Annotated in this window: 21 protein-coding genes and 1 rRNA gene; 5 read left to right on the top strand and 17 right to left on the bottom strand. The window is 41.7% G+C overall.

Features of this window, described 5'->3' with window-relative positions; genetic code table 11:
* Positions 1 to 103: 103 nt before the first annotated feature.
* From B5G33_RS16245 to B5G33_RS16180, 14 genes are all read right to left on the bottom strand, one after another.
* Positions 104 to 1,024: a sensor histidine kinase gene (locus tag B5G33_RS16245; RefSeq protein WP_087418388.1), complete on the bottom strand. Its 921-nt coding sequence runs from the start codon at positions 1,022 to 1,024 to the stop codon at positions 104 to 106.
* A complete protein-coding gene (locus B5G33_RS16240) occupies positions 1,015 to 1,677 on the bottom strand; it encodes a response regulator transcription factor (RefSeq protein ID WP_087418387.1) in 663 nt (220 codons plus the stop codon). Before B5G33_RS16240 ends, B5G33_RS16245 begins: the two co-directional genes overlap by 10 nt.
* Positions 1,678 to 1,901: 224 nt before the next feature.
* Entirely contained in the window at positions 1,902 to 4,946 is a 3,045-nt protein-coding gene (locus B5G33_RS21760; RefSeq protein ID WP_204247419.1) for an NEAT domain-containing protein, read from the bottom strand.
* A gap of 83 nt (positions 4,947 to 5,029) precedes the next feature.
* Entirely contained in the window at positions 5,030 to 5,968 is a 939-nt protein-coding gene (locus tag B5G33_RS16230) for a hypothetical protein (RefSeq protein ID WP_087418385.1), read from the bottom strand.
* A 170-nt stretch (positions 5,969 to 6,138) separates the two neighbouring features.
* On the bottom strand, positions 6,139 to 6,627 hold the full coding sequence (locus B5G33_RS16225) for a hypothetical protein (protein WP_087418384.1): 489 nt from the start codon (positions 6,625 to 6,627) through the stop codon (positions 6,139 to 6,141).
* 228 nt (positions 6,628 to 6,855) lie between these two features.
* Positions 6,856 to 8,844: a right-handed parallel beta-helix repeat-containing protein gene (locus tag B5G33_RS16220; protein ID WP_087418383.1), complete on the bottom strand. Its 1,989-nt coding sequence runs from the start codon at positions 8,842 to 8,844 to the stop codon at positions 6,856 to 6,858.
* Positions 8,845 to 9,025: 181 nt separating this feature from the next.
* Complete coding sequence (locus tag B5G33_RS22775; protein ID WP_087418382.1) at positions 9,026 to 9,253, bottom strand: helix-turn-helix transcriptional regulator; 228 nt, start codon at positions 9,251 to 9,253, stop codon at positions 9,026 to 9,028.
* Between the two features lie 572 nt (positions 9,254 to 9,825).
* On the bottom strand, positions 9,826 to 10,593 hold the full coding sequence (locus tag B5G33_RS16210; RefSeq protein WP_087418381.1) for a GntR family transcriptional regulator: 768 nt from the start codon (positions 10,591 to 10,593) through the stop codon (positions 9,826 to 9,828).
* 18 nt (positions 10,594 to 10,611) lie between these two features.
* On the bottom strand, positions 10,612 to 11,403 hold the full coding sequence (locus B5G33_RS16205) for a histidinol-phosphatase HisJ family protein (RefSeq protein WP_158229638.1): 792 nt from the start codon (positions 11,401 to 11,403) through the stop codon (positions 10,612 to 10,614).
* Positions 11,404 to 11,522: 119 nt separating this feature from the next.
* Positions 11,523 to 12,902 (bottom strand): IS4 family transposase, encoded by a 1,380-nt coding sequence (locus B5G33_RS16200; protein WP_087418379.1) that lies wholly within the window; start codon positions 12,900 to 12,902, stop codon positions 11,523 to 11,525.
* 234 nt (positions 12,903 to 13,136) lie between these two features.
* Positions 13,137 to 13,949 carry a PfkB family carbohydrate kinase gene (locus tag B5G33_RS16195; protein ID WP_087418378.1) on the bottom strand — a complete coding sequence of 271 codons (813 nt, stop codon included), beginning with the start codon at positions 13,947 to 13,949 and terminating at the stop codon, positions 13,137 to 13,139.
* A gap of 3 nt (positions 13,950 to 13,952) precedes the next feature.
* Complete coding sequence (locus tag B5G33_RS16190; RefSeq protein WP_087418377.1) at positions 13,953 to 14,801, bottom strand: carbohydrate ABC transporter permease; 849 nt, start codon at positions 14,799 to 14,801, stop codon at positions 13,953 to 13,955.
* Positions 14,801 to 15,685, bottom strand: coding sequence for a carbohydrate ABC transporter permease (locus tag B5G33_RS16185; protein WP_087418376.1), 885 nt, complete (start codon positions 15,683 to 15,685; stop codon positions 14,801 to 14,803). The genes B5G33_RS16190 and B5G33_RS16185 overlap by 1 nt, the downstream gene beginning before the upstream one ends.
* A 65-nt stretch (positions 15,686 to 15,750) precedes the next feature.
* Positions 15,751 to 17,055 (bottom strand): ABC transporter substrate-binding protein, encoded by a 1,305-nt coding sequence (locus tag B5G33_RS16180; protein WP_087418375.1) that lies wholly within the window; start codon positions 17,053 to 17,055, stop codon positions 15,751 to 15,753.
* 183 nt (positions 17,056 to 17,238) lie between these two features.
* Here B5G33_RS16180 and B5G33_RS22035 point away from each other — a divergent pair, with 183 nt between their 5' ends.
* From B5G33_RS22035 to B5G33_RS16165, 3 genes are all read left to right on the top strand, one after another.
* Complete coding sequence (locus B5G33_RS22035) at positions 17,239 to 17,730, top strand: hypothetical protein (RefSeq protein WP_242974734.1); 492 nt, start codon at positions 17,239 to 17,241, stop codon at positions 17,728 to 17,730.
* Between the two features lie 206 nt (positions 17,731 to 17,936).
* Positions 17,937 to 18,128 carry a hypothetical protein gene (locus tag B5G33_RS16170; RefSeq protein ID WP_087418374.1) on the top strand — a complete coding sequence of 64 codons (192 nt, stop codon included), beginning with the start codon at positions 17,937 to 17,939 and terminating at the stop codon, positions 18,126 to 18,128.
* Between the two features lie 178 nt (positions 18,129 to 18,306).
* Positions 18,307 to 18,537, top strand: a complete 231-nt coding sequence (locus B5G33_RS16165; protein WP_143276546.1) for a hypothetical protein — start codon at positions 18,307 to 18,309, stop codon at positions 18,535 to 18,537.
* Between the two features lie 199 nt (positions 18,538 to 18,736).
* On the opposite strand, the gene B5G33_RS16160 is transcribed toward B5G33_RS16165, so the two are convergent.
* Positions 18,737 to 19,714, bottom strand: coding sequence for an SIS domain-containing protein (locus tag B5G33_RS16160; RefSeq protein ID WP_087418372.1), 978 nt, complete (start codon positions 19,712 to 19,714; stop codon positions 18,737 to 18,739).
* A 311-nt stretch (positions 19,715 to 20,025) separates the two neighbouring features.
* Positions 20,026 to 21,192 carry an AraC family transcriptional regulator gene (locus B5G33_RS16155; protein ID WP_087418371.1) on the bottom strand — a complete coding sequence of 389 codons (1,167 nt, stop codon included), beginning with the start codon at positions 21,190 to 21,192 and terminating at the stop codon, positions 20,026 to 20,028.
* A gap of 345 nt (positions 21,193 to 21,537) precedes the next feature.
* On the opposite strand from B5G33_RS16155, the gene B5G33_RS16150 reads away from it, so the two are divergent.
* Positions 21,538 to 22,689 (top strand): IS91 family transposase, encoded by a 1,152-nt coding sequence (locus B5G33_RS16150; RefSeq protein ID WP_087418370.1) that lies wholly within the window; start codon positions 21,538 to 21,540, stop codon positions 22,687 to 22,689.
* Positions 22,690 to 22,728: 39 nt separating this feature from the next.
* Complete coding sequence (locus B5G33_RS21755) at positions 22,729 to 22,905, top strand: hypothetical protein (RefSeq protein ID WP_204247418.1); 177 nt, start codon at positions 22,729 to 22,731, stop codon at positions 22,903 to 22,905.
* A 359-nt stretch (positions 22,906 to 23,264) separates the two neighbouring features.
* On the opposite strand, the gene B5G33_RS16145 is transcribed toward B5G33_RS21755, so the two are convergent.
* Positions 23,265 to 23,582, bottom strand: a 23S ribosomal RNA gene (locus B5G33_RS16145); the annotation flags it as partial.

The raw sequence follows: 23,582 nt of genomic DNA, 5'->3' as shown, positions 1-23,582 counted from the left end.
GAATTGCTCACTGCGTGCTCTCACAATCCTGATATCATAAAAATAGAGCATAATAATCACAAACCGTTCACAAAAAGAAAAAATCACAAAACTGTGATTTTTCCTAATCCGTATTTGGAAGATAAATTTTGAAGGTACTTCCTTGTCCCGCCTGAGATTCTAACTCAATATAACCGTTCTGCATCGTGATGATCTTTCGGGCCAGATACAGGCCGATCCCGATTCCCTCACTGTCGTGAATCTCCGGCTCCCGGTAAAAACGATTGAAAACAGCGCCCTGCCTTTCCGGCACAATTCCCTTTCCTGTGTCCTTTATGCCGATCCTTGTAAAGACCTCCTGTCTGCACACAGAAATATGTACCCTTCCCCCTGGTTCTGTATATTTTACAGCGTTATCCAGGATGTTAAACAACGCTTCTCCCGTCCATTTTTTATCATGGTCCAGCATAAGGTTTTCATCGCACTCTGCAAAAATCTGTACTTTCTTTTTATCCGCTTTTGGCACCACTGCAGCTATGGATTCCGCCAAAGTCCGGGCTATGGGCAGTTTCTGTTTCTGTATCTTAATGGTCCCGGTCTCCAGTCTGGAAATCTTAACCATACTCTGGAGAAGAAAATCTAATTTATCTGCCTGGAGATTCAGCTTTTTCATATATTCCGGAATATTTTCTTTATCTTCTTCCATCATCTCCAGGTACAGTTTTACATTGGCAATGGGGGTTTTCGTCTGGTGAGATATGTCAGAAACCAGTTCTTTCAATAATTCTTTTTCTTCGGATATCTCTTTATTTTTATGGGTATACATGTTGGAAAGTCTCAGCAGTCTTTCATAGATCATCCCCCACAGATCGTCTTCGCCATAAGGTCTTGTTTCCAGCTTTTTTCCGCTCAGCATAGTATTCAGGGCCGTGTCCAGGTTCTTTGTAAACCTGTAAATATCCTGTTTTAAGACATGTATTTTCCATAGTAGAAATGCCGCCAGCACCAGCAGCAAGAGGATTACTATAAGCAGTACTATTTCCATATATAACCCATTCCATATACATTAGAAATATAGGAATGTTCCTCCGTCTCGATTTTTTTCCGCAGCCTGTTTATATTCACTGCCAAAGCATGCTTGTCCATCAGCTGGACGCCCTCTTCCCATAAAGAATCCAGCAGCAGGGAATAGGTAAGCAGCTGGCCTTTATTCTGGATCAGCTTTTTTAAGATCCGGTACTCTGTAGGGGTAACCGGACATTCCTCTTTTCCCTTTTGGACCTTTCCCAGTTCAAAATCAATCCTTAAAAAACCGTCGTCGTAAATATTGAAGTTCTTCGGTTCTCTTGAAAGGATTACAGAGATCTTTTTCAGCAATATTTTTATAGAAAAGGGTTTTGTCACATAATCCTCAGCGCCCAGATCATAGCCTTTCAGCATATCTTCTTCCAGGTCACGGGCAGACAGGAACAGTACCGGGACCTGGCTTCTGGCCTTCAGCCATCGGCAAAACCGGAACCCGTCTCCATCGGGAAGATTGATATCCAGCACTGCCATATCCAGGGTGTGAGTTTCTGAAAAGTTCTTTGCTTCTTTACAGGAATATGCAGAGAAAACCCGATAGCCTTCTTTTTTCAGGACGCTGGTGATCGTCTGGTTCAGCTCCGGATCATCTTCCAAAACAAGTATCATCGGCATTTCTTTGTCTCCTTAAAATCTTCTTACTGTTATTCCCATTATACTTTAGAGACAGGGAAAAGTATAGGAGACAATGGAAGAAAGAAAGTTCTATGTCAAAGCAACATATAACTATCCTTTCAAAGTATACTGAAAGCAGGGCTGCTGTCTCACAAGTTGACATTACAGCCCTGCTTTTCCGGACTAATATAATGATTCAGGCCACTGTGCCTGGGTATGCTGTATTATTTTCTGCGATTATATCTTATCCTGACAGCGCAGACTACCATCACGCCTCCCGCCAAAAGCAGAAGCCATACATATCCAAAATTCGCATCGTCTCCTGTCTTGGCTCCGGAAGCCGTGGAAAGGCCGCTGTTCAGAGAGGATCCGCTTCCCAGGGAAGAGCTGCCTAAAGAGGACCCTCCTTTTAGAGACGAACCCCCGGTCAGGCTGGAGCCTCCCGTCAAGCTGGAACCGCCGGTCAGACCGGAGCCGCCGCTGAGACCGGAGCTTCCAGTTGGAGTGGTAGTCCCGTTGTTGTTATCCTCTCCCCCATTGCTGTCATCATCTCCGTCTGCATCATTATTGAAATCCGGATCGTCCTCAGATGTTTTTTCAATGGTACTCCAGTCCAGGCTCAGAAACACCGGCTGGGTTCCCGTACCCGCTGCGATGGACTCCATAATAGGTACAAATACCTGAAGAGGCACATAACCGTCTTCCAATGCTTCGGGAATCATTTCAAAGGTCACAAAGTCGGGATAATCCGTTCCATACTGATCGCTGATCCGAGAACCATCTTCATTTATCTGATAGGAATCTACGGTAACATCTGCCAGATCTCCCACCGGATTTCCATATTCATCCAGGGTATAGCCTGTCAGATAATACTTAAGTTCACTTAGATAGCCCAGCCTGTCTCCAATGGTCAGGCCCCTGAAATCCAGGGTAAGATAGTATTTTCCATCTGTCACCGTCAGTTTAATCGTGTGGTTGATGGCATTGTCTGACATGGAAAGAGTGGTTTTATCCACCTTCACCATCCGGCCTGTAAGAGAATATACTCCGTCAGCAAGATTACGGATGTCAAGGGGGGCGCTGTCATCCGGGTCTTCTTCATTTGGGTCATCTGTTCCCGGATCTTCTGTGCCCGGATCCTCTGTTCCCGGATCTTCTGTGCCCGGATCTTCCGTGCCTGGATCGTCCGTTCCCGGGTCTTCTGTGCCCGGATCTTCTGAAACCTTCTCCACAGAATCCCAGTCAATATGCAGCCTGGCCAGCTGTGTTCCCTGTCCTGCGCCGATAGACTCCATGACCGGAACATAAATCTCCACATAGTTCATATCCTCATCCTGCTCTATGGGGATGGAGATGACCCTGGGATATTCATTTCCTCCGGTGTTTGCATCATAGGAAGCTGAGTCCGGGTCATTAAAAGAGTCATAGATTCCCTCAAAAGTTTCCAGGATCTCTGCATCTTCCGCCTCATAAGAGGAGGGATAATTGTACTGATTATAGACCACCGTGGACATATCCACTTTTTTCAGCCTGTACAGATAGCCTTCTATACCCGAAATATTTAAAGACTGAAAGGTCAGCTGCAGAGACATATTTCCATCTTCATCTGCCACAATGACTCCCTGGGGATTCAGAGCTGCGTTTCCCATAGATAAGGTATTATTTGTAGCATGCCACAGAGCCACGTCTGCCGTATATCTGCCGGCCTCCATGCCCTGGTCCTGTCCGGGATCTTCGCTTCCCGGATTATCCGGCTCTTCCCCTCCCGGGTTATCCGGGTCTTCTCCTCCTGGATTGTCCGGATCCTCTCCTCCCGGATTATCCGGGTCTTCCCCTCCTGGGTTATCCGGATTCTCTCCGCCCGGGTTATCCGGATCTTCTCCGTTTTCAGAATAGGAAATAGTAAAGGTTGTTGTTCCGGTATAATTACCGGGAACTGCATTGGATACATCTTCTGCAGTTATCGTAATATTTCCGTACAGAGGGGTTCCCCCTTCTGTATCTCCGGTGTCTGTCTCAATATTGGAAGAACCATCAGTCCCCACTGCATTTAAAGTGTTTGCCCTGGCTGCTTCTGTGGCCGTTGAGACAGATCCGTCTGAGGCATTAAAGATCTGGGTGCCGAAGTCATTATAAAATCTCAGGGTTTTCTCCCCGGCATTTTCCAGATTTCCCTGATCCGGTGCTGTTACTGTAACCAGACCTTCTTTGTTCTCTGCAGATATTTTGATCTCATAGGGTTTTATATTATCCTGCTGAGTACTGAGCCCGCCCATGGCAATGGACGAAGGAACAGAAACTCCATAGGAGGGAGAGGAAATATTTTCCGCCACATTTGCGGTAATTTCCATACTACTGTCATTTCCCTGCTTTGTAAGAGTATCCCAGTACACCGTCACAATGGTATCCACACTGAAGTGTCCGTTCTCGAAGTATATGCCGCTGATCTCTCCGTTCAGATTGCTCATGGCCGGTACGTACAGATAGGTGTTTGTATAATAATACTGGCTCAGTCCCGAGAGAGGATAGGTTACATCGGTTACTACAGTATAGTCTCCTGATGATGTGGTATTATAATCAACCCCGTCCATGGAAAGAGCTCCCGCCCGGTCATTATTTACATAATATCCGTTCACACCCAGTATATACATAGGTTCCTGGTCTGTACCGGAAACCATGGTATAAGACAGTTTCATCTGCCCACTCTCATCTACCTGAAGTACCGCCTGGGCGGTATCTGTCTGGACCAGACTATGGTCTACTACATCACTGCGGACCGCCACAGTTACTTGATAAGTCCCGGCTTCCGGAACCTGAGCGGGTACATTTCCGGAGGTTTCCTCTTCCTCCAGTCCAAGAGCATTCATAACCGCTTCTTTGATCCCGTTGGAAGAATAGGTGGCCCCTGATACAGCGTCCAGCCCCTGGATCCCATCTCTGTCTGTATCCCCCAGCCCGATAAACTTCTCTGCCATACCTGCAATTGCCTCCGGCAATTTTACATTCTGGTTATAGTCTCCATAGGTTCCTCCGAAGTTATCCCCTGTGATCTCCACAGCGGTAATAACTCCATCAGTTACTGTAACCTCTGCGTTAATGTCATATTCCCCAAACTGATCGATATGAAAGGTGCCGTTTACTGTATAGGAATCGGAGGTCCTGCCCCAAGCTGCGGCATTTATATCTAAAGGCTGCCATAACAGGCCCAGTGCTGTAAGGACTGTCAGAAATTTCATGCCCATTTTCTTCCAGCCTATTTTCTGTTTCATGCTTCCCTCCATTCAAAATCCGTTTTTAGATACGATGCTGTCGCATTAGTCAAAATCGAGAATATTTATACATTTTATTGCTTTTAGTTTGCTGAATATGTAATGCTGAAAGTAGTTGTTCCTGTGTAATTTCCTGCTGCGGCTGCTGCTACGTCAGAAGCTGATACGCTGATAGCGCCGCTGAGTTTGCCGTTCTCTGTATCTGCTGTTACGTTCTGTGTTCCAAAACTGTTGGCAAAGGCCAGTGTGTTGTCACCGCTGGTCAGATTACCGGTCTCAGGTGCTGATACAGAAAGAGTTCCATTCAGGTTGGAAGCTGCCACATCTACTGTGTAGGGTGAGGAGTTGTCTTCCTCTGTGCTGAGAGTCCCCAGCTCAACAGACCCAGGTACAGTTACCGTATAGGTCGGCTCAGAAACTACTTCTTGTACATCAGCGGTGATCTGCATATCCTTAGTATCTGCAGGCTCTGTTGTTCCTCCCACTGACTGAATGTTAGTTACCTGAATAAAGAAATTCTGAGTAGAATTCATTACAACATTTACATACGCACTGACACTGATCGTACCTGCTTCCAGATCATCCACTGCATCCCTTGGAAGATCAACGGTAAGAACCTGTGTAGTCAGTACATCCCCCTCATTTACTCCGAAAAGGGCGGAAGTAGTATCAAATTCTTTTTCCGGTTTAGTAGTTATATCTGACTCTGCAGTATACTCCGTATCATTTACTGTAAACACAACATCTTTAACAGTCCCATCAGCCCCCTGATCCGAGAATGCTGGGATCGGATAAGCCACATAAAAAGTCAGTTCTGCATTATCGGCTGTTAGCGTTAAATCTGCATTATGAACAAAAATAGGATCACACATACTAGTATTACCGGATCCGTTGGCGTTCAGGAAATGGATCTCTCCTGTGTAATTTCCATCTGTATAGTCCGCCGCAAAAGCCGTGGTACACATCATAGTTCCTAACATAGCTGCCACAGCAGCTCCTGATACGATCTTATTAAGTCTCATTGATATTCTCCCTTCTTTTAGAACGATATTTCTATGATTCCTGCGGAGGATGATCCAGGCAGACACGGCACATGCCGCCTGCTCCCGCCGCAAAGACCAGGTCCTCCGTGCCGCTTAAGACCTGCCTTATGTTAAGCGCTTTTGGCGCAGTAACATCTCCTTTATAATTTTTACCGGACGATCAGCGTACAGTTCACTTCCGCCCCGTTTCTGGGGGTCATGGCCTCATCGGCGCTGTACGTTGCATACCGGATAGTCAGAGGATACTCTCCTGCTTCCATAGCCTTGTCCAGAGTGATCTCATACAGGTGCTGGCCAGGCTGGATCATCTTGGAGGTATAAATAATCTCGTCCGTTTCCGGAAGATAGAAAGAAATCTCAAAATATACATTATTTTCTTCCGGATTCATCAGTTCCACAGATACATCTGTTGTCCCTGCCGGGATGGTAATAGACTCATAGCCGGGGATCTGGATTCCTTCCTCCACACTGCTGGGCGTGCTTTCATCTTCCGGCTTTTCCTGGTCTGTTTCAAACTCCACATCATAATTAGTCACTTCTTTTGGCCCGGTATACTGATAGATGGCAAAAGCGCCAGCTATGACTGCGATGATAAGAAGAATAAGGATTACTTTCTTTTTGCTCTTCAGAAAATTCATATCTTCACTCCAATGTTTTTTATTCCTGCAGGCAATAATCCAAAGGAACATGCCCGCAAGTTCACGGTTTTTATAAGGTTAGTATACGCTAACCTTATCTCAAAAACTAACTAACCCAAGGCATATTTATATGCACATGGGTTAGTTAGTACTAACAACGTGATTATAGCATTAGGGTTTTATGTTTGTCAATATATTCCAAACCATTTTCTTTTTAATTCTGACAGTTCAGGAAAAAAGTTTTTTTCCTGCATCTTCTGCATTGGCAAATGGTCCGGGAAGGACACGGATGCCTCTGTGGTTTCCAAAATAATCGCTGTCAAAGATAATGTCTGTTCCGTCTGGATTTTCAAATCTTTCTTCCGGTTCAAAGGCATAGCCCAGGATGTCGCTGTTTACCATACTGTCTGCAAAGTCTCCAAGGAATTCATAGAGGTTTGTGGACAGTACCGGACAGCCGTCTTCCATGTTCAGGTCAACGGTTACTTCATGTTCCGTATCCACCAGATTGCCGGTTTCCTTTTTGTATGCTTTGGCACCGTTGAAATAAACGTTGCCTTTTACCCATACAGGAAGCTTTTCGCCATGAGCCGGCTCCAGTTTTTTCATATCCGGTGTGTCTGTATCCATATCAAACATTTTGATCCATTCATCATAAGTAGGATACTCATCCATTACATGAGTGCCTACTTCCCGGTTCTCCTCATCGGTTCCCTCAGAGCTGTCTCGCAGAGTGATGAAAGGCTTGGACGGCCATTTCTGTACGAAAATGTTGTTATAGAAACGGTCATCGCCATGAAGAATGGTCATAAATCCCATGACTTCTGTCCGGTGTGGAATGTGATAAGGTGTGTAACGAGGACCTGTACCATCTCCTACACAGGTCAGCGCACCGCAGATCAGGTTGTGGACCATAGCAACCCCTTCTGTAGCCATACGCAGGCAGGCATCGGAAAGAAGAATATTGTTGTCAATAAGTGTAGGACCGTGTCCCACCTCTACGAAAATATCCTGACTCATCATACCGCCTTTCAGCTGTTTGGCGAATTCCGGCTTCTGATTGTCATGAAGCAGGTTCTGGGTAATACGGGTACCCTGAGCCTCCCAGTCGCACCAGATTCCCATAGTACAGTGATGGATATGATTCCGGCGGTAGATCACGTCAATAGCCGCATGCATTTTGATGCCGGCAATTTCTGCTCCGCCCAGTTCCATCATGTTGTTGATGTGATGGATATGGTTATCCTCGATAATAGAGAATACCCCTCCCATACGTCCGATGATTCCGCCCTGTTCGCAGTTATGAATATTGCAGCGGCGGACAATATGACTTCCTACTTTTTCTTTCAGCCAGCCATGGTACTGGCCTCGGCATACAGCATCACGCTCCATCTGTGTGGGGCTTTTCACATGTTTATAGGTAAAGTAATGGTCGTTGTCCGGATCCAGATATTTACCAAGAGAAATACCGGCACATTTACTGTTGCTGATCTCGCAGTCCTCGATGATCCAGCCTTTAGACCAGTGAGGGCCGATCATACCGTCCTGGTAGGCTGCCGGCGGCGCCCAGGTGGTTGCTGCCTTATTAATATTGAAACCGCTGACGGTAATATAGCCGATGCCTGTTTCTGAGGGCATAAAGCATTCCCGGCGGACATTGATCTCTACATTTTCCTCATTGGGATTTTTTCCCTGGAAATTTGCGTAGATCACAGTCTCGTCCCCATCCTGCTGGGCATACCATTTATAGACAGAGGCTTCCGGCTCCCAGGAGCATTCATAGACTTTTCCTTCTATACATGCCTCCAGACTCTCTGCCTCATAAAGCATCTTGTCGTTGAGATATACGGCTCCTGTATGTTTGCTCCTTCCGGCAAAATACCAGTCGCCGTATACATATGTAGTATAAGGATTATAATTTCCGAAAATAGAATTGTTGATCCGGGTTACCCATGTGGTATCCTGATAAAGGTCCCAGTCTTTCACTTCCTCTGCTCCTGTGATCACAGCACCTAAAGGCTCTGTGCTGCGATAGGTGATCCGGGACTCTTCGGTTCCTGCATTTTGGGGATTTACATATTCACGGTAAATACCCGGAGCTACCAGTACCTCGTCACCGGCCACTGCCACTTGTGCCGCATCATTAATGTGTTTAAAAGGCATTTCTTTGCTTCCGTTTCCCTGGCGGGAAGCCTTTGCATCTACATAAATTTTCATATGGATCCGATTCCTCCTACGATATAATTTCTGATATTCCTATTTTATTTGTTTTCTCGAGAAAAAGCTTTTAAGATTTTGGATATTTCTTTTAATTTTCAGTATATATTTTCTAACAGGTAAGATTTTACGCCTCCAACCTGGGAAAATCGCCCCCTCTCCTCTTCCATCCCTTTGGAAATCAGAAGACCGTCTTCCTGTTCTGATCCCGGTATTCTTTAGGTGACTGGTGCATTTTCTTTCGGAAAGCTGTGCTGAAATGACTTATACTTCCATAATGAAGGTATTCTGCAATTTCCTGTATTTGTCTGTCTGAATACCGGAGCATATTACATGCCGCCTCAATCTTAATATCCAAAATATATTCGGTAATGGAGATTCCTTCATATTTTTTGAACAATTTCTGCACTCAAAGGTATTTGCCAGCCCATAAGAAAAGGGGCCCAGAATGAAATATTCCTCTTCTCCCCGACAGCCACACAAAGCAATCGGCACATGGGCGTCATAAGCCACAAAATAAATTTTTTTCTCCGCCATATTTTCCTTCAGTGTCTGCATCATTTTCCTCTTAAAAGTATCTGGCTCTTTATATAAGCTGGTAAATCGATCCAGCTTTTCCACTCAGATGTATAAACTGTAATGGGAATGTTCTTGTTTTTGCTACAGAATTTCTTACTTCTTTAATACAGAATAGAACGCAGACTTTAGGATACCCCCACATAATAGATACTGATCATGATACCGCCCCATACACATTACGCTGATAAACAAGATATCCAGAGTCCGAAGCATTATAGGTAAGCCAAAACAGAGTACCCTGGATTAAAGGAATGGTAAATTTAATAAGTTGAAGGATAATGGGGTTCTCTGTCATGTCTTTTATCATAATATATTTTCCCTTAATTCTCTATTTCCTAATTATCCCCACGGCTTTCAGAAAAATACCCTTCGAGTTCTGGCTGAAAGCATCTGTTTATTATCTTAAATACGCCAGCTCAATCCGTTTTGATTAACCTCGTCTCCCTCACTGTTTGTAATTACATAATAGGTATCTTCACCCTTTAATATAGATATGGAAATGGATTGTGGCATTCCCTTACTGTCATAAGTAATTTTAAACAAATCAAACATCGGATCTCCTTTTTTGCAATGCAAAAAAAGACTCATTTCTTCTGTTGCCAACCTCACCTTCAGTACCTTATAATATCGTTCTAGATGTACTCCATATTCATTTTCTAGCATACTGAATACCGCCACATTCCCCACAAGCTTATCGTATACTCCCGGAAATCTATTTAATGGTATATAGCAGGTATCTATCATAATAGGCTTCTCATCTGCATACATTATTCTTTTCAAATAAACCACATCATCCGTTAATTTAATTTGCAAATCTCTGGCGTAGGATGCATTGACCTTAATAATTTTTTTCTCAATTATATCTACAGTAACCTTTTTTCCCTCTGCTTCCAATGCTTCATGGAATCCACCTACTGTACTGTCAATTCGTCTATAATTGTCTTTATCAAGTACAAAAGTCCCTTTCCCCTGTTTTCGTATTAAAATGTTTTCTTCGCATAATTCTTTAATGGCTCTCCGAACCGTGATACGACTCACACTGTACTGTTTTTCCAGTTCAATTTCACTGGGCATTCTATCTCCCGGTTTGTAAATTTTATTGCGTATGTCTTCTTTAAGTGCTACCTTTAGCTGTTCATACAACGGTGTAGATATATTCTGATCCAGCATACTTCATCTCCTAATCTGTTAAATTCTTACTCGGGAACGAAATCTATCCACATGTAGAAATCCAACTTTATTTAGTAATTTATCTGCTTCTGTAAGCCCTTCTCCGACATTTCTTCCGCAATGAGCATCAGATCCTACTGTAGCAAATTTCCCACCTTCTTCAACATACCACTTTAAAATTATTTCAGACGGAAAACATTCTCCCACTTTTTGTCGTATTCCGGATGTATTAACTTCTAATCCCTTTTTTCTTTCAACTAGCGTTCTCAATATTTTTCGTACAGTCTCTTCCTCGTCCTCTATTCTAATCTGATATCCCTGTTCAGCCGCATATCTCTTAATTAAATCCATGTGGCCTATACAGTCAAAATCCCCAATTTCTGCAATTTCATTTAAGCCGTTCAGATATCTGCGGCAAAGATCTCGTACATCTGTCCTTGAATAATCATAGTATTTTAAATCTAAGTCATCCAATTTATGAAGTGAAGCAATCACATAATCAAAAGGATATTCCTTCACAATTCTTGCTGCAGCATCAGGTTGCAGATGCAATTGACCCAGTTCGATTCCGAAGCCGACATATAGTTGATCCCTATATTTTTCTCTGCATTTTAAAACAGTATCAAAACATTGGTCCAGATAGTCCGATCGGTAAGGATTCCTTCCGTAATCATCCGTAAACATTTCATAATGGTCTGTGACCATAATTTCTTTCAGATCTTTTTGAATAGCTGCCTGGCAGATTGCTTCCAAAGATTCCTTACTATCCGGAGAATTTAAACAGTGCAGATGATAATCTAATTGTATCATATATTTCCTCATTTGCTATTATTAAAATCAATTTTCAACAATTAATAACTAAGACTTCCCATACCTTAAATGGGCTTCGCACCTTGAAAATTCAATATTTCAGCTAACAAAATAGAGATTTATGCTGCTATAGCCACAGGATGAAGCGCACGCCTGAGATATTCAGGCAGACGAGCCTCAAAATCAGCAGTAAATGCTGCCAGTTGGTTCTCACTGAGCTTTAATATTTCCTGAAGACTTGCCATGAAAGCATCCATCAGAATGCAAAGAGATCTTGAAAAGGTAATATCCGCCATTTCATCCACCAGGAAGAAGAACAGTTCTCCGAGTGTTCTCTGGTCTTCGTTTTGACGCTGCTCCAGAGCAAGTAACATATATCTGGTAAAAACAATTGCTGTATGTGCAGTCAGTGCATCATAGGAAAGGCTGTGGCATTCCCCAATCAGATTCAGCATGGATTTGCAGGTTTTGAAGAATACTTCAATCTGCCAGCGTTTGCCATAAATACGGATGATCTCTTCTTCAGAAAGATCCGGATCTGTGCAGAGGAACGCAAGCCAGTCCTTGCGATTCGCCTTGTTTCGCACACATACGATTTTTGCCGGGAAAGGATTCACTTTCCCGAGCATGATATCAACGGAAAGCAGATATTTTGATCTGCCGCGGCGCTTCTTGTTTCTGGAATAGATTTCCTTGATGTTAAGCTGTTCACCCTTGTATCCATACTTGATCCGGCTGCTTTTCTTGATCATGGCAATGACATCCATATTTCTGAATTTGATGGCTGTGATCTGTACCGGGTTGGCAAACCAGCAGTCGAACAGGACATAATCCGCTGATAATCCGGAAGATGCAGCCGTATCAAGAAGCGTGAGCATGACTTCAGGTGCTTTGGTCTGAGCCAGTTTTCTGCGCTTTCCCGCAATGGTTCGCTTATCAAAAGTATGGACTGGTCCGATGACATTGGATTCTTTTGACGATGCAATCAGACAGCTGTTAACCGGGATCAGGGTATTCCCGTCACTCCAACTGAGTGTAAGCATACGGTATCCCTTTTTATAGGTCATATCTGTATGATCAAAAACACGGGATCCCAGTTCTGTCTTTTTACAGCTGGACCGGTTGAAAAGACTGTCATCTACAATAAAGACGTTGGTGCGCTTTTCATCTGTAAGATCCTTCAGATCATTGTTGACGATATCTGCCGCAAGAAGCGAAGTGAAACGAAGCCAGTTTGTCTTTGTGGAATTCAGGAAACGGTAAAAAGTATTTTTAGAGAATCCTTCCTTGAAGGATCCACTGCGCTGCTGCATATACATGCTTCGCCCTACGAAGATATTTCCAAGCTTATACCTCAAAAGAGAAATGGCAGGGACACCTTTTTCTTTTGTGCCATTGCATTTAGTTAGTAGTTTTCCAATATGGTGTTTTGAAAAAAATCTCTGGATACAGTCAAGTAGAGCTATCTCGTTAGTGTTGTTCTGTGCTATAATGGACATGGCATAAATCTCCTTTGTGAAAGTGGTTTCTGACAATTCCATTATAGCAAACGGAATGTATTTATGCCTTTTTTATTGGCTGAAATATTGAACTTTCAAGGTTCAACACACCTTATTGGTGTGGGAAGTCTTAGTTAGTTAATAATAAAAAAGTTGTTGTAGTCATGTCCCATATAGTTGAAAGCATGAAAATTCAAAGGCTGCTGCAATGAATTGCAGCAGCCTTTGAATTTTCTACAATTTATGAGGATGACCAAATCCGCCTCTTATCATGCAAGTTTTAGCCGATTGTTCAGCTGCATAATTTAAAGCTTCTTTCATAGGCAAATTATTTCCATATGCGCTTAAAAAGCCTGCGATAAAGCTGTCGCCAGCCCCCATGGTATCAACAGCTTCAACTTTCTTTACATCTTGATAATAAATGTCATTTCCATCATAAAAAATAGCTGGAAGAATTCCTCTGGTAATTCCTACAATTTTTGTTCCAAGGCTAAATACATATTTTATAAACCGAATGCATTCTTCATCAGTTAATTTTGATCCTGAAAAGAATGCATAGGAAAGATAAGGACAGGTTCTCTTTAAATATGCATCTTCCATATGCTCCGAAAAATCAAATGAAACATCGCAGATTTCTGCAATCCTAGGCAATTCATATTCCAAATTGGAAAAACAACTGGTATGACAGATATCATATTCTCGGATCAACTCCATATCTTCTTCTACAATTTTGATTGAGAACAGATGTTGACAGGTATCTCGAATTCCTGCCTTAAATACCCTGTCACCATTTATCAGACAAACCTTCGGTTGCGCCGTAGGTGCGTAAACCTTTCTGGCCCTATATATTGTAACTCCTTCTTCCTTAAGACATTCTTTAATATAGTCCGCACGTTCGTCATTGCCGAATACTCCTATATAGTTTACATTTTCCACACCATTTTTTTTACAGTTTACCGCTACATTTACTGCATTTCCTCCGGGGAAATAAACCCCTTCATCTATATAGCAGTCTGTAACATTATCACCAATTGCAATTAACTTCATTTTTTATCCTTTCACTGAACCTGCTGCCATGCCTCGAATAAAATTCTTTTGCATTAATAAAAATAAAATCATAATCGGCAGACATGCAATTACCATTCCAGCTAAAACAACACCCCATTCTGTCATCAATCCATCACGAAAGGTCATCAAACCTATTGGTATTGTTCTAAGACTTGAATCATCAATAAATATCGTAGCAAATACAAATTCATTCCATGCATAATATGCAGTCATAATAATCACTGTAGAGATGATTGGTTTTGACAATGGAAGATAAATATTTCTGTATATCTTAAATAAAGACGCTCCGTCAATAGTTGCCGCTTCTTCCAACTCCTTGGATATTCCAACGAAAAATGAACGGATAAGCATAATAGACAATGGCAGACGGAATGCAATATAGGGAAGGATCATTGCCCAATATGTATTTTTCAGACCTAATGTCTTTAATAACATAAATAATGGCAACAGACATACTTGCGGTGAAAGCAATAACCCACACATACAAAATAAAAATATTATTGCACCGATTTTTCCTTTTAATTGGCATGCTCCAAAAGCAGCAAAAGAAGAAATCAGAACTACGCCAATAACCGTAGCAATGGTAACAATCAGGCTATTCACAAAATATTGTGAGATTCCCTTGTTCCACGCCTCTACATAATTCTGAAACAGCCATTCTTTAGGTAAGCCCCACACATCTCCGTAAATTCCCTGATAATCCTTAAATGAAGATATTAGAATCCAAAAAAGCGGATATACTATTAAAATCGCCAGAATAATAAGAATAATCATCCATATTATTTCTCCAAATCCAATTATTCTGCGCTTTTTTCCAGCTTTAGTTTTCATCAGCGTTCCTCCTTTTCCGTTCCATATGTAAGAAACTGTACAGAAGACAAAACAGCTGTAATCACAAAAATAAGCATAGCAATAGTAGATGCATACCCCATATTATTTTTAACAAATCCTGTTTGATACATATATAAAGACAATACCATTGTTGCAGTGCCAGGACCTCCGCCAGTCAAAATATAAGGCTCATTAAATACTGTAAATGCCCCTACTACTGTCAGCATCATTGTTACAAAAAACATCTGTCTTACCTGAGGAACTGTGATATAAAAAAACCTTTTGATTTTTCCTGCGCCATCAACTTCTGCTGCTTCATACAAATCTTTCGGAATTTTCTGAATGGCTACAATGAACAGCATCGTCACATATCCTATACTCTGCCACTGGGATACTGCTATGATAGACAACATAGCTGTTTTCTTATTCCCCAGCCATACCTGTGAAAGATTATCCAGCCCTATTGCATTAAGAAAACTGTTAAGCAGTCCCATTTGAGGATTATATACGAATTCAAATAATAAACAGATGACTGTCAGCGATATTACGGTCGGTATGAAATATATACTCCTCAAGAAGGGAGCAAACTTTCTAAATGCTATATCCTCTAAAACAGCAGCCAGAACTAATCCGAATCCCACCTGAATGATAATGGATATTATAGCATATAGAATGTTATTTTTTATACAGATCCAAATTGTTTTATCGGAAAGTAAAGCTTTATAGTTCTCTAATCCCACCCACTCTTTTATGATAGAGGACAAAGAAAATGATTGAAAGCTATAAATAATGTTATTTACTAACGGAAAATAAACAAAAATTCCTAAAATAAGAACCGCAGGTATTACAAAGCAAAATGCTTGCAAATTTCTTTTTCTATTCAATTTACCTCATCCTATCTTTTCCAGGCGGAAAATTATTTCCGTCTAGTGCTATGTATACAGTTAAATCAGTGCAAAGAAGCTGCTGCCTCCTGTACCTGTTTCATGACATTTCCTGGTGTTTCGTCCCCGGTAGCGATAGCCTGCGCTCCTTGTCCATATACAGTATAAACAGAAGCATCACAAGCGTTATCAAGCCATGGAGATAACTGGGAAGCAGATTTAATAATATCCATAGCCTCTATCTGGGCCGGCAGTCCGTTAGTCTCATCTACAGCTCCTTCTACACTTGAAAGATCACCGCACTGGGTAGTAAGTGCTTCTCCACCTTGTTTACTTACAAGCCATTTCAGAAATTTCTGGCATTCTTCAGGATATTTTGTTTTATTACTAATCATAAATCCTTCTGGCGCTCCTGTTAATGCATTTATATCTCCTTTTCCCTCTTCAAAAGCAGGGAAGTTAAAAAATCCATATTCAAATCCATCCGGCAGGGATTCTTCCAATAAAGGAATTTCTGCAAATTGCAGATACATAATTGGAGCTTCTCCAGTCGCAAAATATGTATTTCTGGCAGTTTCGTGATCAATTGCAGAACACACATCTCCCATATATTCTGTAAGCTGTTGCCATTTTTCCAATACCTCTACATATCCTGGGTCTGTAAATTCTCCCGTATCAGCATTATAATCTTCTGCAAGAGTATCCGGATCAATCATCCTCTGATTCATCGTTCCTAAATAATGAAGAATAGCCCAACTGTCAGAAAGGCCTTCCACCACTGGTGTTTCATAACCTGCATCCTGCAGCTTATCAAGTACATCTATAAATTCAGTCCAGGTTGTGGGAATCTCCAAAGCGTTTTCCTCGAAAATTTCTTTATTATAGAAGAATACTTTGCCATCCTGAGACCATGGCACACCATAAATTTTATCGTCAAAGGTAAATCCGTCGATGCTAGCCTGTGAGATCTGGGACGACCATTCAGTATCTGACTCATACATATCATTTAACTCTGCAACATTTCCTGATTGTATCATCTCCTCTGCAAATGTTCCTGACCATGATGAAAAAATATCAGGGACCTCGTCTGTACTAACAACCATTCTAATCTTTTCTTTATACTGATCATTAAGAATACAATCCATTTTAATAGTAACATTAGGATTCTCATCCATATATTTTTCAATCAATTCATTGAACATAGAATTTTTAGGATCATTTGGCCAGCGATGAAAAAAATTAATTACAATTTTATCATCATCAATACTATCCTCCACTCCTTTGCCTGAATCAGAAGAGCCTCCACAGGCTGCTAATGAAGCTATCATGATTGCAGCTATTGTCAATCCCATAACTTTTTTTGATTTCATGTTTTCCCTCCCTATTCTGTAATGAGCTCTCGGAATCTTCAGCCCTGATTTTATAAGGCTTTCAGATTCTCTTTTTATTAAAGTCCCACATTTTTTGTCAAAAAACGCTTGAAAAATCGCTCAAAATTTGCGGCGAAGCCGATTGAATATTTTTTATTTCTTTCGACTGGATGGCGATTTTTTATGTTACCTGTTAATCCCGACGGACATGCCGCCTATCAGAACTTTGTTGTTACAAATCTCCGTAAATATTATCTGGATCCAGATGCCTTTTCACGGGCTACCTGGGATATCATTGAACGTTTCTGGAATTTTGATCTTTCTTATACAGATGAACTTCTGCGTCCGAAATACTCTGTCTTTGCTCCAAAACCAAGGACTCCTTCCTGCATGCAGCGCTCCTATCTGCTGTCTATTGATTTCAAAGTCCTCTCCCTAACTGACTGGGCTGCCCAGCTGAAGATTAATCCTCTTTATGCTATCCTCAGCGGTTTTGAATTTGGGAATACTCCCGGTGTAGGTACCTTTTACGATTTTCTCAGTCGGTTCTGGGATTCCGAGTATCCTAATCTTTCTTTCCATTTGCGTCCTGTAAAGAAAAAACGATCCAAAAACCAGTCCGTCAAGGTGCCAAAGCGGAATCCATCGAAAGGGTTTCCGTTGATCAGTGACTAGAGTAGTTGGAATCCACATCTTTTGTGTTAGATGAATAACCCTATGTTTCCCTGTTTAAGATCTATCATCGGGAATTCCCGAATCAGTCAATAGCCAAAGGTCTGATTGATTCTTCTGATCTTTCCATCGCCGGCGACGGGACACCTGTTGTCACTTCCGCCAGGGAACAAAAGCACTCGGTCTGTGACTGTTCGGAAAAAGGAATCATGGATTGTTCCTGTGACCGTTTCTTTTCCCAGACTGACTGCGATATTGGCTGGGATTCTTCCAGAGACCGCTTTTATTTTGGCTACGACCTATGTATGCTTGTTGCCGCTAACTCGGAAAGTGACCTTCCTGTTTTCCCTCTGTTGAATCCTGCTTCAAAACATGATTCTCATGGATTTCTGGAAACCTAGTTCCGAATGAGAGCTTTCCTTCCGGATCTTCATGTCTGCAAGTGGATCCTGGATTCTGCCCATCATGCAATGCCGTATTATCTTTATTGCCGCGAAAATCACATTCGAGCTTTTATTGACCTGAACGTGAAATGAGGCATCAAAGTAAAATACAAAGATAATTTCACCATCGGGGAAGATGGCGTTCCCGTCTGCAAAGCAGGCAGGAAAATGCGCCATGACGGTTCATCTGGCTATGAAAGATAATCCAAGACTGATTAACTTCCCGCCCCGTGACTCTCAGGAATGGAAAAAGGAATTCAATGCCCGGACATCGGCAGAATGTTCCCATAAACGTGAGAAAATAGACTTTCAATTAGAAAGCGGCATGATCCTTACGGATCATTATATCGCTTTTTTTCGAATATAGCGACGGCCATGTCTATTTTTCACTTTTTAGATAATATTTACTTTTCAAAGTTCATCGCCAGTGTCAACTGATTATGATCACTCAGGATTCCGAGAGATCATTGTATTTTTAAAAACGACGGAATCCCGGCTTTCTTATTGCAGGAACTCCGTCGTACCTTACTATAATTTGTAATTAATATCTACTTTTAAAGAATTCATCAATAGTCCATTTTCCACATATACCGACGGACGCCTAAATCATGTCCTCTTTCATAAGCAAAAACATCTGCAAGAGAGCGAAGAACTGCTCCTGCAACTAAAGGAGCAAAATACTCTCTTACTTCTTCAGCAATTCCTGTCATATCAAATGTTTCACAATCTACCAACATAATTGAATCGCAGAACTTCTTACAGAAATTGTATGCCCTTTCATCCAATGATCTTGTTGCTCCTAATCCTTTTACAATAATAAATGGCACATCATAATCGGTAACCTCAAACGGTCCATGGAAATATTCTCCTGAATGAATACAGCTTGAATGAATCCACTGCATTTCCATTAAAAGACAAATAGCAAAAGAGTATGTTTCTCCATAGCAGGCACCGCTGCCCATTGTATAAATCAGACTTTCCCTCTTATATTTTTTGCCCCATTCTTTAACAGTATCTGCATACTGTACTTTAGCCTTTTCCAATACCTCATGAATATGCTCTACGGAAGAAATACCCTTTTCATATTTTTCACAAGGTGATACTGCATTTAATATTCTGAAAATCAAAGAATATAATACTGCCTTATTTAAATCACTTGCATCAGCATCTTTTCCCCAATCATAATGAATAGGATATTCCGCTGCTTTCCACAATGGCGAATCTTCCAAATGTGACAGTGCAATTGTTGTTGCCCCTTTTTCTCTAGCCACTTCTGTTGCTTTTACTGTTTCCGGTGTATTCCCTGAATGTGAACATGTGATAACCACAGACTGTGGGCCTAACGCTTTTGGCATACCATGTACAAACTCATTTGACGTATAGATACTTGCCGGAATAGAAATTTCCCTGTCAAAAATATATTGTGCCGGCATCATAAATGCCTGTGAACCTCCGCAGGCAACAAAATAAAAATGACTAATACATTCTTTAGTAGCCACTGCTGACACTGCTTTGTTAATCTGATTAATGTGCTCCTGTCTCATACCTGTTCCTCCATCAAAACATGTAACAATTTGATATATATTATTATATAACGTTATATTATGTTATAAATAATAAAGGTATTTTAAACAATTGTCAATACCTTTTATTATTTTTTTTCATCCTCTTATCCAAGTTTCTGTCATATCTATAATATTTTATCTGGTATATTCACCAAACTCTTTTTCCGCAGGACACAAGCCAAAAACTGAATCTCCAGCTTATTCTCCACTATAAACATTCTTTCTCCTACATACTTTATTGTGGGGTCTACAGATAATGGAAATATCCCTTTATTCTGCCTTTCGTGGAATCAGAAGACCGTCTTCCTGTTCTGATCCCGGTATTCTTTGGGTGACTGATGCATTTTCTTTCGAAAAGCTGTACTGAAGTGACTCACACTTCCGTAATGAAGATATTCTGCGATTTCCTGTATTTGCCTGTCTGAATACCGGAGCATATTACACGCCGCCTCGATCTTAATATCAGAAATGTATTCTGTAATAGAGATCTTCTCATATTTTTTGAATAATTTCTGCATATATTCTTTTGAAATCCCCAGATCATCCGCAATTTCCTGTATGGATATTTTCGCAAATCTTTTGGAAATGATATTTTTCTTCACTTCTTCCACATGGAAATTCACGGTGCTTTTTTTCTTATGATCTGCCACCAGTCGGGCAAAATAAATCTGACTTTCCCGCCGCAGCCGGTCCATCTCAAAAACTGTCCTGCACTGTGAAAGCTTTTTCAGATAGATATCATTGTTAATAAAACCTTCTGCGGAGCTTAGTCCTCCTTCTATAGCCGCCCTTGCGGCCAGGGAAATACTGATCACTGTCATATATTCCTCATTTTTCTTAAGATCGTCTATAATAATGGGATGGGAAGGAGCTTCATAAAAATCCTGTTTTTCCAGGTATTCTGCATCCCCTTCTTTAATATGATCATATAAAAGCTGCTCGTCCATATAGGTATGGTTTTTCTGAAAAGAATCTATCTGCCGCAGTTCTTCTCTGATAACCAGCTCCTGATTTTCTCCCTCATCCTTATCGGAGAGAAGTTCCCCCAGAATATCTTTTCTACGTTTTTCGTGAAATTCCTCTCCAGTTAAATAAGAGACAAAAGCAAAAATATCTTCCAGCTGGCATTTGGGACATTCCCTGATCTTATAATTCCGTATAAAATTTCTGCACTCAAAAGAATCTGTTCTGCCATAGGAAAAAGGTCCCAGGATATAGTACTCCTCTTCTCCCCTGCAACCGAACAGGGCAACAGGGACCTGTGGATCATAGGAAAGAAAGAAAAATTTTTTTCCGGTAAGACCCTCTTTCACCTTCTCCAGCTTATCCTTCTCAAAAGGTTCCGGTTCTTGAAAAAATCTGGTAAATCTTTCCACATATCTCCATTTCAGCGTATAGACAGTAACCGGGATCTGACTGAACCGAAAGAGTATCTTCAAAGTATTTGCATCGTACATAACATTGCTTCCTCTAAAAAGAAAACTTATACACAGGCTTCAGTTCCGCACTCTGATTTCTTTCCATAGAAAAATTTAGCATAAAGGCTCTGAATCCTGCCTGTTGACTATTTCTTTGTATATTGTAAATCTTATTATAAAGATTTGCATATAGTCAAGACCACCGGCTAAGCCCAACATCATAAACTTAAGAAAATACTTGTTCTTATGTCCTGTAGTTTTTAATTAAGGCTTCATTATAAAACTGTATTGTAAAAAATAGGCTCCGCCTATTCAACTCCCCTGCCCCTCAATCATGAGGGGTTAGGGGTTTCTTTTTGTTACTTTCTCCTGCATAATAGTCTTATGAATATCTTACAAAGAATCTTTACAGACCATTATGAAGAAATTAAATATACTCTTCATCCCAGACAAACTGAAATGGAAAATATCGATAAGATGTTAGACTGTGGTAATCCTTCTTTTGGTGGTGCCATATACAGTTGTCCGCATTGTGGGAACTTCAAATTCGTTCCTTTTCGCTGTCACAGCCGTTTTTGCCCTTCTTGTGGCAACAAATACGCTATGGAACGCACCACCAGTATGTCTTTCAAACTCGTCAGTGTCCAACACCGCCATTGCGTTTTTACCATTGATGAAAACCTACGCGACTTCTTCCTTCAGGACCGGTCTCTTCTGAACTGCCTCTTCCATTCCGTCTCCAGTGTAATATCTCGGATGTTTTTCAACCTGAACCATGCCAAAAATTTTACGCCCGGCTATATCTTGGTCCTTCACACTTTTGGCCGCGACCTCAAATGGAATCCCCACATCCACTGTATCCTTTCCAAAGGCGGCTACAGTGATGACGGATTCTGGCGTCATGTAAAACACTTTAACTACAACTATCTCCGTAACGCTTTCCGTACTGCTCTTCTCAATAAACTGGAAGATAGGATTGGTCCTTCTTTCAAAAACGTAAAAGCGAAATGTTACGCCCAGCATAAACTGGGCTTCTACGTCTATGCAAAACCAAATCTCTGCGATCCCAAAGTAGTGGCTAAATACATCGGCCGCTATCTTGGCAGACCAGTAATTGCCACTTCCAGGATTGACCGGTATGACGGAGATACCGTTACTTTCCACTATAACCGCCACGAAGATGAACAGTATGTGGAAGAAACTTTGCCTGTTATGGATTTCATAAAACGTCTCATCCGTCACATCCCGGAAAAACATTTTAAAATGATCCGCTATGGCGGTCTGTATGCAAGACACCGTAAGATTGATTCAAAACTGCACCGTGTTATCTCAAAAGAAAAACATAAAATATACCGCAGCTTTACCCGATGGAGAACCGCTATTTTTCTCTCTTTTGGTTATGACCCTCTATATTGTCCTGAATGTAATCACAAAATGGAGTTTCTGGAACTCTATTACAACCACAAACGCGTATCCCTCGAAGAAATGTACGAGAAAGTCATGTCCAAATCTCGTGGAAAGCGTTCCTCTGCATAGTACGGTTATGATATAATCCCCTCAAAGGAGGATATTACCATGAAACCAGATATCGAGGAACTGCGCAAAAAATACATAGAAAATCCACCGGAAGGAATGACGCCCGAGGACATCCGCCATATGAGTGAGGATGACCTTCTGGATATGGATTATTTTCTTAATGAGGACGATCCTTTTGACGATTTGTTTGGAGAAGAAGGTTTTTACATCTTCTAACCCGACCATCGTCCTATTATCATGTCTATTCCCCTGTTGATTTAACATACGTTCAATCAGCAGGGCCTCTTTTTCCCCTTATCCAATATCGGAATTTCCTATAAAGCAAAAAGAAAACCCCAGTTAGTTCCCTAACTGAGGTTAATAAGGTCTGTACCTTCAAAACCACACATGTAAAACTGTTTATCCAACTTCGCCGCTTGGTGACTTTTGGCTCCGTCCGTTCCGAAGCGGTCACTCATAGACCTTTGGTCTATTTCGTGTCCTTTGCTCCGCAAATGACTTCGGTCCGTCTTCCTCATCCAGGAATGCAGGCATTCCCGGCTGTTCCAGACTTCCCTCGCCGCTTTCGTCACTCTTAGGTCAAGCCCTCGACCGATTAGTAGCAGTCAGCTCCATACATTGCTGCACTTCCACCTCTGCCCTATCTACCTCGTTGTCTTCAAGGGGTCTTACTCCTTTCGGATGGGACATCTCATCTTGAGGGGGGCTTCACGCTTAGATGCCTTCAGCGTTTATCCCTTCCGGACTTGGCTACCCTGCCATGCACTTGGCAGTACAACAGGTACACCAGCGGTCCGTCCATCCCGGTCCTCTCGTACTAAGGACAGCTCCTCTCAAATGTCCTACGCCCACGCCGGATAGGGACCGAACTGTCTCACGACGTTCTGAACCCA

The organism is Blautia sp. An81 (genome assembly GCF_002161285.1).
Lineage (GTDB): Bacteria > Bacillota > Clostridia > Lachnospirales > Lachnospiraceae > Blautia > Blautia ornithocaccae.
The sequence above is the reverse complement of the archived record's forward strand: the minus strand, read 5'-3'. Positions and strand labels throughout refer to the sequence as shown.